Source organism: Flavobacterium sp., assembly GCF_024305175.1.
Taxonomy (GTDB): Bacteria; Bacteroidota; Bacteroidia; order Flavobacteriales; family Flavobacteriaceae; genus Flavobacterium.
This window is the reverse complement of record NZ_JAMWYY010000007.1, coordinates 52,495-66,457: the sequence shown is the minus strand read 5'-3', so window position 1 is coordinate 66,457 and position 13,963 is coordinate 52,495. Positions and strand designations below refer to the sequence as shown.

The window sequence follows — 13,963 nt, the reverse complement described above, 5'->3', positions numbered from 1 at the left end:
AGTAATTATAAACCTGAAACCGCTACTACTTCGTCCCTGCGCTTAAACTTAGGGCTGTTTGCAACCCTTATAAGCTGTATATATGTAGTATCTGTAACAGGAGTTATGTTAACTGTCATAGTACCTAATTTAAGCACCTCGGGTTTTTTTTGAATGGTTGATGAAGTAGGCGAAATGGTATAGGTGCAGCTATCTGTCCACGTTACCCTGAACTCATACACTTCATCAGAGTTTTCTACTCTTTCGGTTTGCGTATCCCCGTCGCGGTCAATTATGCATACTTTTTTACTTTCTGGGTCGGTAAATTTAAAAGTACCGTTCCTGAATTTAGAGCAGTCTGCCTGGCTGTAAGATACAGCAGCAATAATAAGAAAAGTAAATAGGTAAAGTTTTTTCATTTTTCATTTCTTTCTGCAAGAAGCCTTATAATTACCATAATACCTGCAACTCCCTGCAATATAAGGCCTGCTGTAATAGATGTGGTACCATAAGGCCAGTGCATGAGCTTTATAAAGGCTCCTGCCACAACCAGCAAAGCGCCAAGTATAAATATGGAGAGTATATAACGTATCCTGGCAATCATCATGGGGTGGTTACTAAAGGCGTACGCCTCATTTTAAAATTCTTTTCTATAGCGCGTATCATTTCGCCTGCAATATCTTTTTCAGTTGCGCCCTCTATCCCTTCAAGGCCGGGAGAGGAGTTTACCTCAAGCAATAGCGGCCCTTTAGACGAACGTATAATATCTACCCCCGCTACCTTAAGGTTCATTGCCTTGGCAGCCTTTATGGCAATTTTTTTCTCTTCGGCAGTAGCTTTAATTATAGATGCGGTGCCGCCCAGGTGTATATTTGCGCGGAACTCTCCCGGCAATGCCTCACGCTGAATAGATGCAACTACTTTACCGTCTATCACAAAAAGGCGCAGGTCTTTACCGTTTGCTTCTTTAATAAACTCCTGTACCAGTATGTTGGCATTAAGGCTCTTAAAAGCATTAATAACACTCTCTGCCGCTTTCTTTGTTTCAGCAAGTACTACGCCTTTGCCCTGAGTACCTTCCAGCAGCTTAACTATAAGCGGAGGGCCGCCTACCATTTTTATAAGATCGTTAGTGTCAAGAGGGGAGTTGGCAAAACCGGTTGTAGGTATATCTACACCGCTGTTAAGCAAAAGCTGTAGTGAATACAACTTATCTCTCGACTGGCTTATTGCAGCCGCAGAATTAAGGCAAAAAACCTTAAGCGCTTCAAAATGGCGCGTGAGAGCACAGCCATAAAATGTCATGCTTGGCCTTATCCGCGGAATTACAGCATCAAAATCATTAAGCACCCTGCCGCCCCTGTAATGAATTTCCGGGGTTTCGGCATCGAGTTTCATATAACAGTACTTCAGGTTTAAAAAGTGCATTTCATGCCCGCGAGCCTCGCCCGCTTCCATAATGCGCCTGTTGCTGTATAAATCGGGGTTGCTCGCTAATAAGCCTATGCGCAGCCCGCTTCTTGTTTCTTCGTTCTTTTCGTAGTATTCTTTCAGCTTTTCAGTTGTGGGCTGCCCAAGCAGGTACTTTTGCTCAGGGTCTACCAATATGCGCCCGCTCATGGCTTCGCGCCCCAGCAGCATACGGAAACCCATAGAGTCCCTGTTGGTAAGGGTAACTTCTATATCCCAGTGGGCCTCTCCAATCTGTATTTCAGATTTTATAACATATCGCTTTTCACGATAGCCGCTGGAGCTTTTCACGATGCGCTTATCTACAAGAGGCGCCTGGCAATGCAGTACTGTTTTGGTATTGTTTTGTATTGGGTTAATATCAAATTTAACCCAATTTTCACCGTCTTTCTGAAAGGGTGTAATGTTAATGGCATGCAAGGCTGATGTTTTTGCGCCGGAATCTACACGGGCTTTAATCGTGGGGATGCCTAATTGCGGAAAAGCGCACCACTCTTCGCTGCCTACAATAACTTTGTCAAACATTTTAAGAATAGATTATATAATCTAAAGTACTACTTTTTTTTATTGAAAAAAGGGCTTTAAATATTTTATAAGAAAAAAAATCCCTGCGGCGCTTAAAGCCGCAGGGATTTTAGTATCAATAAACCTTATGTTGTTATCCGGCAGGGTTTTGTGCCTTTTTAATAGTAACAACAAGTTCTTTAGTATCTTCATCAAGATCCATAAAAATTTCATCTCCGCTAGATATCTTAGAGGTAATTATCTCTTCCGCAAGGGTATCTTCTACATATTTTTGTATTGCCCTTTTAAGCGGCCTTGCGCCATATTGCTTATCAAAACCTTTATCAGCAATAAATTCTTTCGCTTTATCAGATAATGTAATGTTATAGCCAAGCTCTTTTATCCTTGCATACAGCTTGTCAAGCTCAATATTGATGATTTTATCAATATCTTCTTTTTCAAGCGGGTTAAACACAATTACATCATCAACCCTGTTAAGGAACTCGGGTGCAAATGTTTTTTTAAGCGCAGCTTCTATAACACCTTTTGCGTGTTCGCCTGCCTGTGACTTTTTGGCAGATGTACCGAAGCCAACACCTTGCCCAAAATCTTTAAGCTGCCTTGCACCAACATTAGATGTCATGATGATGATAGTATTTTTAAAGTCTATCTTACGGCCCAGACTGTCTGTTAGGTAGCCATCGTCAAGTACCTGAAGCATCATGTTAAATACGTCAGGGTGTGCTTTTTCTATTTCGTCAAGCAGTACAACGCTATAAGGTTTTCTTCTTACTTTTTCGGTAAGCTGTCCGCCTTCTTCATACCCTACATATCCCGGAGGCGCACCCACAAGCCTTGATATGGCAAATTTTTCCATATACTCGCTCATGTCTATACGCACAAGGGCATCTTCGCTGTCAAACAGCTCTTTTGCTATTACTTTGGCAAGCTGTGTTTTACCCACACCGGTTTGCCCTAAAAATATAAAAGAGCCAATAGGTTTGTTAGGGTCTTTAAGCCCTGCACGGTTACGCTGTATAGAGCGGGCAATTTTAAGCACCGCTTCATCCTGGCCTATAACTTTACCTTTAATAAGTTCGGGTAGTTTAGCCAGCTTGTTGCTTTCTGTTTGTGCAATACGGTTAACAGGTATGCCTGTCATCATGCTTACCACATCGGCAACGTTATCTTCGGTAACGGTAATACGGTTGTTTTTAGAATCTTCCTCCCATTGCTCCTGTGCTATGGCAAGGTCTTTCTCTATACGTTTTTCATCATCCCTAAGTTTGGCAGCCTCTTCATACTTCTGCTTTTTAACTACAGAGTTTTTAAGCTCACGCACTTCTTCAAGCTGCCTTTCCAGGTCAAGTATCTGCTTTGGCACGTTAATATTGGTAATGTGCACGCGAGAACCCGCCTCATCAAGCGCGTCAATAGCTTTGTCCGGTAAAAAGCGGTCGCTCATATAGCGGCTTGTAAGCTTCACACACGCTTCTATGGCCTCATCGGTATAAATAACGTTGTGGTGGTCTTCATATTTATTTTTGATGTTGTTCAGTATGATTATAGTTTCCTCCACAGTTGTAGGCTCTACCATAACTTTCTGGAAACGTCTCTCCAGCGCGCCGTCTTTTTCTATATACTGCCTGTACTCATCAAGCGTAGTGGCGCCAATGCATTGTATTTCGCCACGTGCAAGTGCCGGTTTAAACATATTGCTTGCATCCAGCGAGCCTGTAGCGCCGCCTGCGCCAACAATAGTGTGTATTTCGTCTATAAAAAGAATGATATCATCATTTTTTTCAAGCTCGTTCATAACGGCTTTCATACGTTCTTCAAACTGCCCGCGGTACTTGGTGCCTGCAACAAGGCTGGCAAGATCGAGCGTTACCACGCGTTTGTTAAAGAGTATGCGCGATACTTTCTTTTGAATAATGCGCAATGCGAGGCCCTCGGCAATAGCCGATTTACCCACACCCGGCTCACCAATTAGCAGCGGGTTGTTCTTTTTCCGGCGGCTAAGTATTTGCGAAACACGTTCAATTTCTTTTTCACGGCCTACAACCGGGTCAAGTTTACCGTCTTCGGCAAGTTCGGTCAGGTCGCGGCCAAAATTGTCAAGTACAGGCGTTTTAGACTTTTTATTGGTTTTATTGCCGGAAGAAGGATTGTTGAATGAGCTTTCGCGCATACTGTCATCCTGTCCTGCGTCGTCATTATAAGACTCTGCTCTTGGCAGGTTTTCAAGGTAATCTTCTTCGTTTGATGTCATGTTGAGGAATTGTTCTTTTACTGTTTCGTAATCTATTTTCAGTTTATTCAGCAATTTTGTTGTAGGGTCGTTCTCATTGCGCAAAATGCAAAGCAGCAGGTGCGCAGTGCTGATAGAGGTGCTCTGGAAAACTTTGGCTTCCAGGAATGTAGTCCTTAAAGCCCTTTCGGCCTGGCGGGTTAAATGAAGGTTCTTTTTATCATTACGGTCCGCATTAGGGTTGGCGGGGCTAAGTATTTCCACTTTTCTTCTCAGATGGTCCAGATCAACAGATATGCTGTTTAAGATGGAGATAGCCTTGCCGTTGCCGTCTCTCAGGATACCCAGCATTAAATGTTCAGTACCAATAAAGTCATGGCCTAACCGCAAAGCTTCTTCTTTGCTGTAGGTAATTACATCCTTGACCCTTGGTGAAAAATTATCATCCATAATATACATCCTTTCCTTAATAGTGTAAATTTAAGTATTTAAGTAAGATTTTACAAAAACCATACCTGTAATTGTACATAGTTATGTACAGTAATGCTAAGTGACAAAAAATACTACAATAATAAAAGGCTTTTAGCATTACTTTATTAACCGTTTGAGGTATATTTACTGTTAATAAAACTAAAAAAATTATAGTCTTATTGCCAGTAAATGCTAATTAAAATACGTATATTGGCGCGTTTTATAATAATATAAAAATATAATTTAAATACTTATGGCTGAAGGAGAAAAGTTAATCCCGATTAACATTGAAGACGAAATGAAGTCAGCCTACATTGATTATTCAATGTCGGTAATTGTTTCAAGGGCGCTTCCTGATGTTAGAGATGGCTTGAAACCCGTACACAGAAGAGTACTTTACGGAATGAATGAATTGGGCGTAATGTCTAACCGCCCCTATAAAAAATCGGCAAGGATTGTAGGAGAGGTATTAGGTAAATACCACCCCCACGGAGACAGTTCTGTATATGATGCAATGGTGCGTATGGCGCAGGACTGGAGCATGCGCTACATGCTTGTAGACGGCCAGGGTAACTTTGGTTCTATAGACGGCGACAGCCCGGCGGCAATGCGTTATACCGAGGCAAGGATGCGAAAGGTATCGGAAGAAATAATGGCTGATATTGAAAAGGAAACAGTAGATTTTCAGCTTAACTTTGATGATACCCTGCACGAGCCAACCGTAATGCCTACAAGAATACCTAATTTGCTTGTAAACGGCGCCTCCGGTATTGCAGTAGGTATGGCTACCAACATGCCGCCACATAACCTTACAGAGGTTATTAACGGAACCCTTGCTTATATTGATAATACAGATATAGAAATAGATGAGCTGATGGAGCACGTTAAGGCTCCTGATTTCCCTACCGGAGGTGTGGTATATGGATATGACGGAGTAAGGGAAGCTTTTAAAACAGGCCGCGGCAGGATAGTGCTGCGCGGTAAAGTTCAGTTTGAAGAGGTTGACGGGCGCGAATGTATCATTGTTACCGAGATACCGTACCAGGTTAACAAAGCGGAAATGATTAAAAAAACCGCCGACCTTGTTAATGAAAAACGAATAGAAGGTATCTCCAATATACGTGATGAGTCGGACAGGAAAGGTATGCGTATTGTGTACATCCTTAAAAAGGATGCTGTGCCAAACGTAGTGCTTAATACACTTTATAAATATACCCAGCTACAGGCATCATTCAGTGTAAACAATATTGCGCTTGTTAAAGGAAGGCCGCAAATGCTAAACCTTAAAGACCTGATACACTACTTTGTAGAGCACAGGCATGATGTTGTGGTGAGGCGTACACAGTTTGACCTGAGGAAAGCCGAAGAAAGGGCGCACATATTAGAAGGGCTTATTATAGCCTCTGATAATATTGACGAGGTTATACAGATTATCCGTGGCTCTAAAGACGGTGAAGAGGCAAGGGGTAGATTAATGGAAAGGTTTAACCTGACCGAAATTCAGGCGCGTGCCATAGTAGAAATGCGACTAAGGCAGCTTACAGGCCTTGAGCAGGACAAGCTAAGGGCAGAGTATGAAGATATAATGAAACTTATTGCCGAGTTAAAAGCCCTATTGGAAAGTAAGGAACTGCGAATGAACCTAATTAAAGAAGAGCTTGCTGAAATTAGGGATAAATATGGCGATGAGCGCCGCTCTCAAATAGAATATGCCGGTGGCGATGTTAGTATTGAAGACCTTATCGCAGACGAAAATGTGGTTATTACCATATCGCATGCGGGTTATATAAAGCGTACCCCGCTTAGCGAATATAAAACCCAGAACAGGGGGGGCGTGGGCCAAAAAGGTGTTACCACCCGCGACCAGGATTTCCTTGAGCACCTGTTCGTGGCTACCAACCACCAGTACATGCTTTTCTTTACACAAAAAGGAAAATGTTTCTGGATGCGTGTTTATGAAATTCCCGAAGGAACCAAAACAAGTAAAGGCCGCGCCATACAAAATCTTATCAATATAGAGAGCGACGATAAAGTAAAAGCCTTTATCTGCACGCAGGATTTAAAAGATGAGGAATACATTAACAGCCATTATGTAATTATGGCTACCAAAAAAGGTGTTGTTAAAAAGACATTGCTTGAGCAATACAGCCGCCCAAGGCTTAATGGTATTAATGCCATAACTATACGCGAAGATGATGAACTACTTGAGGCTAAGCTAACTACAGGCGAGAGCCAGGTGCTTCTTGCTGTTAAGAGCGGTAAGCTGGTGCGTTTTGAAGAAGGCAAGACCAGGCCAATGGGACGCAGTGCCTCGGGAGTACGCGGAATTACGCTTGCAGATGATAATGATGAAGTAATCGGCATGGTTTCTGTAAATGATATGGAGAGTGAAATACTTGTAGTTTCAGAAAAAGGCTTTGGTAAGCGTTCCAGCCTCGAAGATTACAGGATAACCAACCGTGGCGGTAAAGGTGTTAAAACCCTTAATATTACTGACAAGACAGGGGCATTGGTATCTATAAACAGTGTTACAGATATTGATGACCTGATGATCATTAACAAGTCGGGGTTAACCATCCGTATGAAGGTTTCCGATTTAAGGGTAATGGGGCGTGCCACACAGGGAGTGAGATTAATCAACATAAAAGGTAACGACTCTATTGCTGCGGTGGCAAAAGTAATGCGTGAGGATGAAGCGGTTGACGAGGCTATAGATGAAGTGCTTGAAAATATGGATGCCGAAAACGGCGTTACAGGTTTTATAGAGCCGGATACTGAAGCTACAGACGAAAACGAAAACCAGGAATAACTTAAACAGAAACGATAATGAAAAAATATGTAATTGTGGCTGCGGCACTGTTATTATCTGCAGGAGCTTTTGCCCAAAAGGATGAGCTGAAGGCGCTGAAAAAGATATCAAATAAAGATGTGCCTACTGCAGAAGACCTTAAGGAATTTGAAAGGCTGCTTAAAGAGGTTGAGCCTAAAATGGCAAATGCCGATAATGAGCAAAAGGCAGATTATTATTACTATAAAGGTGCTTACGGTTTTATACAGATGGCTACAAACCCTGCTGCCGGTATGAAATATCTTGACAATGCTGTTGCAGACCTTAATAAGGTTATTGAGCTTGAGAAAGGTATGAAAAAGAAAGAGCATACAGAGGAAATACAAAAGCAGATTTTCCCGGAACTAAAAGCAGGTATTGTAACTCAGGCTAACGCTATGGGTAAAGCCAATAATTTTAAGGCTGCATACCCGTTATATGAAAAGGTTTACAGAATAAGCCCGACAGATACGCTATACCTTTATAATGCCGCTGCTTATGCTGTTAACGGACAGGATTATGACAAGGCAATTGAATATTACACAGAGTTAAGGGATTTAGGCTTTACAGGTAAATCTGTAAACTATACTGCCAAAAACTCTAAAGGTGAAGTAGAATATTTCGGAGATAAAAAAGTACGTGACCTGTATGTAGCTAAAAATGGTTACACAGAACCGGGCATCTTCAGGGAAGAATCTAAGAGGGGAGATATCATCAAGAACCTTGCTTTACTTTACATACAACAGGGCCAGACAGATAAGGCAAAACAAGCTATTGCCGCTGCTAAGAAAGCAAACCCTGATGATATTACGCTGCTTACCGCAGAAGCACAGATTTTTCTTGAGGCAAATGATTTAGAGAACTACAAGAAAGCGGTAACAGAAATACTTAATAAAGGTTCTAAAGATCCTAACTTGTATTTTAACCTGGGTGTAACTACATCTAAATCAGGAAATGCAGCAGAAGCAAAACAATATTATGAAAAAGCAATAGAGCTTAAGCCCGATTTTGTGGCTGCTTACCAAAACCTTGCGATACTTCAGCTTGACGGAGAACAGAAAGTTGTAGATGAAATGAACAAGCTGGGCACTTCTAAAAAAGATATGGCCCGCTATGACGAGCTAAAGAAGCAAAGAGACGACATGTATAAAAAGGCGGTTGTTTATCTTGAAAAGGCAAACAAAATTGAGCCTAAGAATGAAGACATCAGGAGCCTTTTATTAACAATGTACCAGGGCCTTGAAATGACAGATAAGTACAAAGCGCTGAAAGCACAGCAATAATATCTTATCATCATATAAATAAAAATGCCCGCTAATGCGGGCATTTTTTATATCTGTACATGAATTATCTTAACTGGGCTCCAGCCTGTGTTTCAAGGTTCTGCCTAATTTTGTTCATAATCTTATCGATCTGCTCATCTGTAAGCGTTTTGTTGCTGTCCTGTAATGTAAAGCTTACTGCATATGATTTTTTACCTTCCGGCAGGTTCTTGCCTTCATAAACATCAAACAGACTAATCTCTTTAAGGAGCGATTTTTCCGTTTGTCTTGCTATGTTATACAATTCCTCAAAAGAAGTGGCAGAGTCAACAAGCAGGGAAAGGTCGCGGCGGACTGCAGGGAATTTTGATATTTCGGTAAACTTCATTTTAACCGATACCAGTTTAATAATAGCGCCCCAGTTAAAGTCAGCGTAGAAAACATTTTGTTCAAACTCGTCAAACATTTTTGCAACAGGTTGGCTATAAATTCCGAATTCCTTCAAAATACTTTTTTTAACAGTACCCATTTCCACGATAATATCAGATCCTACTGTAAAAGCAAGACCTTCTGCAAAAACATCATTATTTATAAGTTCTGTTTTATACTTTGATATGCCAAGTCTTTCCAGTACTATTGTTATTATTCCCTTGAACATCCAGAAATCACTTACCGTTTTTTCATTTTTAAGTTTTGTCCAACTTTCTGTCTGACGATTACCCGTAACAGTTAATGATAAGTGCTTGTTCTCATCATAGCCCGACGGCAGCTTGTGGTATGTTTTGCCGAACTCAAACAGCTTAAGGTCGGCACGCCTCCTGTTAATGTTGAATGATACCGCCTCAAGTGCGCTAAAGAGTAATGACTGCCTCATGGCAGAAAGATCGCTGCTTAAAGGGTTAAGCATTAAAACATTAAATTCCTCTTTAAGGCTGTCACTTAGTTTTGCATATTCCGGCCTTGTAAGTGAATTAGCCATCATTTCGTTAAAACCAAGCGCTGTAAGCTGGTTTGCAACAATATTTTGCAGTTTATAATCTTCTGTTCTCGAAGAGTTGGATATAGAGGCATTAAGCTTTTGGGTAAAGTTAATATTATTATATCCGTAAACCCTAAGCACTTCTTCAATAACGTCTATTTCTCTTTCTACATCAACCCTGTAAGAAGGTATGGTAAGCCCAAGCCCGATTTCGGACATTGTAGTTATTTTTATATCAAGCGATACTAAAATCTTTTTTATAGTCTCTACCGGAATTTCCTGGCCAATAATACGTTTTACATTATTAAAGTTAAGGAAAACAGCATGGTCTTCTATCTTTTTTGGGTGTATGTCTATAATGTCTGATGTTATTTCGCCACCTGCTGTTTCCTGTATAAGCAATGCAGCCCTTTTAAGTGCATATTGCGTTATGGTTGGGTCTATGCCCCGTTCAAAACGGAAAGATGAGTCAGAGCTTATGCTGTGCCTTTTTGCTGTTTTGCGTATGGATACCGGATTAAAGTAAGCACTCTCAAGAAAAACAGAAGAAGTGTTCTCTGTAACCCCCGAATTTTTTCCGCCCAGAACACCCGCAATGCACATTGGCCCGTTTTCGTCGCAAATAACAATATCTTCTTCGTGCAATGTCCTTTCAACATCGTCAAGCGTAACGAATTTTGTGCCTGCTTCAGCTGTTTTAACAATAACTTTATTGCCTCTTATTTTTGCGGCATCAAAAGCATGAAGCGGCTGCCCAAGTTCGTGCAGCACATAATTGGTTACATCCACAATATTATTTTTCGGAGTGATGCCTATAGCTTTCAGCCTGTTTTGCAGCCATGCAGGAGACGGTTTAACCGTTATCCCGGAAATAGTTACCCCGCAGTATCTTGGTATCAGTTTATTGTCATCAACCTTAACATCCATCTTAAGCGTGCGCTTATCTACCCTGAAGTTACTTACAGAAGGTGTAATAAGTTCTGTATGCACATTTTTCTGGGTAAGCCCTGCACGCAGGTCGCGTGCCACGCCCCAGTGGCTCATGGCATCGGCGCGGTTGGGTGTAAGCCCTATTTCAAATACTTCATCGTTCTCAATATTAAACAGCTTAGAAGCAGGTGTTCCTGGCTTAAGGTCTTCTGCAAGCAACATAATACCATCGTGGCTTTCGCCAAGGCCAAGTTCATCCTCGGCACATATCATCCCGAAGCTGTCTTCCCCGCGGATTTTTCCTTTCTTAATGTGTATATGGTTACCTTCCTTATCATATAAATCTGTGCCAACTGTGGCTACAGGCACTTTTTGCCCTGCCGCAACGTTTGGCGCACCGCAAACAATCTGAACGGGTGTACCGTCACCCAGGTCAACTGTTGTTATGCGGAGCCTGTCCGCATTCGGGTGGGGTACGCAGGTAAGCACATGGCCCACAACAACGCCCTGTAAACCGCCTTTTACCGATTCATATTTATCAACACCCTCAACCTCAAGTCCAAGATCAGTGAGTAATGCTGCAGTTTCTTCAGAAGTCCAGTCTAATTTAATGAATTGTTTTAACCAGTTATAGGATATACGCATTTGGTGATTCTTTTTAAAGCAAGCAAAGATAATAATTACCCCTTAAATAGCTTTGCCCTTATTGTTATTTAGAGAAATTATATATGCTGTTCCGCGTTGTTTTAAAAGGTATGTTGTAAAATCCTTACATTTGGATTTCTAAAAACGGTACATGAAAAAAATATATATAACCCTGCTGTTTGTTGCAGTAACCTTTGCGGTACAGGCACAGGTTAAAAGCCCTGAGCAGTTTTTACCTAATTACGGAGAACACGTTACCTATTATCACCAGCTTGAAAGTTATTTTGCACAGCTTGTACAGCAGTCAGACCGCATTATGCAGCAGCCTTATGGTGAAACCCCTGAAGAAAGGGAGTTGAACGTTTATTTTATTTCTGCGCCCGAAAACCTTAAGGCATTGCAGGACATAAGGCAAAGCCACCTGAATGCAATAGGAATGGCGACGGCTAAAACAACTGTTATTGCAGATAAAGTCATTATATGGTTAAGCTTTAATGTACACGGTAATGAGCCTGCCGCTGCCGAAAGCGCCATGCAGGTAGCCTATGAGCTTGTAAACTCACAAAACACCAATGTGCAGGAATGGCTTAAAAATACAATTGTAATACTTGACCCGTGCCTTAACCCGGACGGTTATGCGCATTATGGCAACTGGCTGCGCTCAGTTACAGGCTTCAACACCCACCCGGGCACACAGGACAGGGAACACATGGAACCATGGCCCGGGGGCAGGCAAAACCATTATGTTTATGACCTTAACCGTGACTGGGCCTGGCAAACACAGCCCGAAACCCGCCAGCGCATGGCTTTATATAATGAATGGATGCCGATGGTTCATGTAGATGTACATGAAATGGGGTATAATGAACCGTATTTCTTTCCGCCTGCTGCCGAACCAATACATGATTTTATAACGCAGTACCAGAAAGATTTCCATGAATCGATAGGACAGAATACGTCTAAAAAATTTGATAAAGAGGGGTGGAGCTACTATACCCGCGAGCGGTTCGACCTTTTTTACCCGAGTTATGGCGATACCTATCCGTGCTTTAACGGCGCCATAGGCATGACATATGAGCAGGGCGGCATTAATGCCGGGCGTGCCGTAAAAATGCGCAACGGAGCTGTTTTAACGCTTCAGGACAGGATAAACCACCACACAGCCGCAGTACTTACTGCTGTTGAAACAGCCTTCCTTCAAAAAGAAAAGCTCATTAAAAACTTCAGGAGCTATTTTAAGGACAGCCGGGAAAACCCAAAAGGAAAATACAGGGCTTATATAGTAAAAAATAACGGTAAGAATATACAGCTTTCAGAATTGCTAAAGCGTAACAACATTGCTTATGCCTATGCTGACGAAACCCGCAAGCTGACGGGTTATCATTACCAGTCTGACAGTGAAAAAGAATTTACATTAGAGCCTAATGATCTTATTGTAACCACAAACCAGCCAAAGGCTTTACTCACGCAGGTATTGTTTGAACCGCAGCAGCGCCTTTCTGACAGCCTGTCTTATGATATTACTGCATGGGCGCTGCCCCATGCTTATGGTGTAGAAAGCTATGCGCTTAAAACCATACCCGGTGTAAAAACTAAAAGGACCATATCCTATAAAGGCAAACTGGAGTATGACAATGTATATGCTTATTATGTACCCTGGAATGGCAGGGAGTCGGTAAAACTACTTGCACTGCTTCATAAAAATGGAGTGCAGGTGCGCCATGCTGCCAAAGAATCGGCATTAAGGGGCATAAAGATAAACAGGGGCGACCTTATTGTGCTTAAAAGCGACAACAGGCATATAGCTGATTTTGAACAAACTATAAGTATTTTAGTAGCAGACAAGCCCGATTATGAAGTAATAGACAGCGGCTTTTCTGTGAGCGGTGCTGACTTGGGCGGTGAGTTTTACCCGCTTCTCGAAGCGCCTAAAGTAGTATTGCTTGCTGGTGAGGGTATAAGCGCTACCGATTTTGGACAGGTTTGGCATTATATGGACAATGTTATCAATTACCCGGTTAGTATAATAGATATACAGCACTTTAGCCGAATTGATTTTTCGGAGTTTAATACGCTCGTACTGGCAGACGGACGGTATGATTTTACAGATGCCCAAAAAGAAAAGATTGGCAGCTTTATTACCAATGGCGGTAAGGTTATAGCTGTTGGCGGTGCACTAAATATTTTTGAAGACGCGCCCGGATACAGCCTTACAAAATTTGCTGAAGACGCTGATAAAGTTACAGGGGAGGAAACTTATTTATCGGAACGCTTCTCTGACTATGAAGGTTCAGAAAGGCGTTCAATATCAAATTCTGTACCCGGAGCTATTGTAGAGAATATAGCAGATGTAAGCCACCCGCTTGCATATGGGCTTGGCACTAAATATTTCAGCCTTAAAACATCAGGGCAGTATTACCAATTGCTTGCCGGTGCGCAAAATGTTATCTATGTGCCGCAAGGCTATAAAAGTTTTGGCTTTATTGGCAGCAACCTCAAAAAAGAACTGCAAAATACCGTAACCTTTGCCGTAGAGCAGAAAGGGAAGGGTAAAGTAATATATATGGTAGATAACCCTTTATTCAGGGGATTTTGGGAAAACGGAAATTTACTTTTCAGTAACGCACTTTTTTTGGTAAACTAAA

Annotated in this window: 8 protein-coding genes; 3 read left to right on the top strand and 5 right to left on the bottom strand. The window is 41.8% G+C overall.

The features are described 5' to 3' along the window. Nucleotides 1-5 precede the first annotated feature (5 nt). The 4 genes from Q0K96_RS03155 to Q0K96_RS03140 all read right to left on the bottom strand — a co-directional run bounded on the left by Q0K96_RS03155 (nt 6) and on the right by Q0K96_RS03140 (nt 4,654). A complete protein-coding gene (locus tag Q0K96_RS03155) occupies nt 6-398 on the bottom strand; it encodes a hypothetical protein (RefSeq protein WP_297332557.1) in 393 nt (130 codons plus the stop codon). Continuing rightward, nucleotides 395-586 carry a gliding motility protein GldL gene (locus Q0K96_RS03150; RefSeq protein ID WP_297332556.1) on the bottom strand — a complete coding sequence of 64 codons (192 nt, stop codon included), beginning with the start codon at nt 584-586 and terminating at the stop codon, nt 395-397. Before Q0K96_RS03150 ends, Q0K96_RS03155 begins: the two co-directional genes overlap by 4 nt. Further along, nucleotides 583-1,974 carry a 30S ribosomal protein S6--L-glutamate ligase gene (gene rimK / locus Q0K96_RS03145; protein WP_297332555.1) on the bottom strand — a complete coding sequence of 464 codons (1,392 nt, stop codon included), beginning with the start codon at nt 1,972-1,974 and terminating at the stop codon, nt 583-585. The genes Q0K96_RS03150 and rimK overlap by 4 nt, the downstream gene beginning before the upstream one ends. 133 nt (nt 1,975-2,107) lie before the next feature. Next, the gene (locus tag Q0K96_RS03140) at nt 2,108-4,654 is read right to left on the bottom strand and encodes an ATP-dependent Clp protease ATP-binding subunit (protein WP_297332554.1); all 2,547 of its coding nucleotides are present in this window, start codon (nt 4,652-4,654) and stop codon (nt 2,108-2,110) included. Nucleotides 4,655-4,928: 274 nt separating this feature from the next. Between Q0K96_RS03140 and gyrA the strand changes: the two genes are divergently transcribed. Further along, a complete protein-coding gene (gene gyrA / locus Q0K96_RS03135; protein ID WP_297332553.1) occupies nt 4,929-7,484 on the top strand; it encodes a DNA gyrase subunit A in 2,556 nt (851 codons plus the stop codon). 17 nt (nt 7,485-7,501) lie between these two features. After that, a complete protein-coding gene (locus tag Q0K96_RS03130) occupies nt 7,502-8,785 on the top strand; it encodes a tetratricopeptide repeat protein (protein ID WP_297332552.1) in 1,284 nt (427 codons plus the stop codon). Between the two features lie 64 nt (nt 8,786-8,849). On the opposite strand, the gene pheT is transcribed toward Q0K96_RS03130, so the two are convergent. Beyond that, complete coding sequence (gene pheT / locus Q0K96_RS03125; RefSeq protein WP_297332551.1) at nt 8,850-11,318, bottom strand: phenylalanine--tRNA ligase subunit beta; 2,469 nt, start codon at nt 11,316-11,318, stop codon at nt 8,850-8,852. Between the two features lie 151 nt (nt 11,319-11,469). On the opposite strand from pheT, the gene Q0K96_RS03120 reads away from it, so the two are divergent. Beyond that, nucleotides 11,470-13,962, top strand: a complete 2,493-nt coding sequence (locus Q0K96_RS03120; RefSeq protein WP_297332550.1) for a M14 family metallopeptidase — start codon at nt 11,470-11,472, stop codon at nt 13,960-13,962. Nucleotide 13,963: the final 1 nt, after the last annotated feature.

Bases quoted from the DNA above. Each gene is read 5' to 3' on its own strand.
- Q0K96_RS03155 (WP_297332557.1), bottom strand. From the start codon at position 398: ATGAAAAAACTTTACCTATTTACTTTTCTTATTATTGCTGCTGTATCT.
- Q0K96_RS03150 (WP_297332556.1), bottom strand. From the start codon at position 586: ATGATGATTGCCAGGATACGTTATATACTCTCCATATTTATACTTGGC.
- rimK (WP_297332555.1), bottom strand. From the start codon at position 1,974: ATGTTTGACAAAGTTATTGTAGGCAGCGAAGAGTGGTGCGCTTTTCCG.
- Q0K96_RS03140 (WP_297332554.1), bottom strand. From the start codon at position 4,654: ATGGATGATAATTTTTCACCAAGGGTCAAGGATGTAATTACCTACAGC.
- gyrA (WP_297332553.1), top strand. From the start codon at position 4,929: ATGGCTGAAGGAGAAAAGTTAATCCCGATTAACATTGAAGACGAAATG.
- Q0K96_RS03130 (WP_297332552.1), top strand. From the start codon at position 7,502: ATGAAAAAATATGTAATTGTGGCTGCGGCACTGTTATTATCTGCAGGA.
- pheT (WP_297332551.1), bottom strand. From the start codon at position 11,318: ATGCGTATATCCTATAACTGGTTAAAACAATTCATTAAATTAGACTGG.
- Q0K96_RS03120 (WP_297332550.1), top strand. From the start codon at position 11,470: ATGAAAAAAATATATATAACCCTGCTGTTTGTTGCAGTAACCTTTGCG.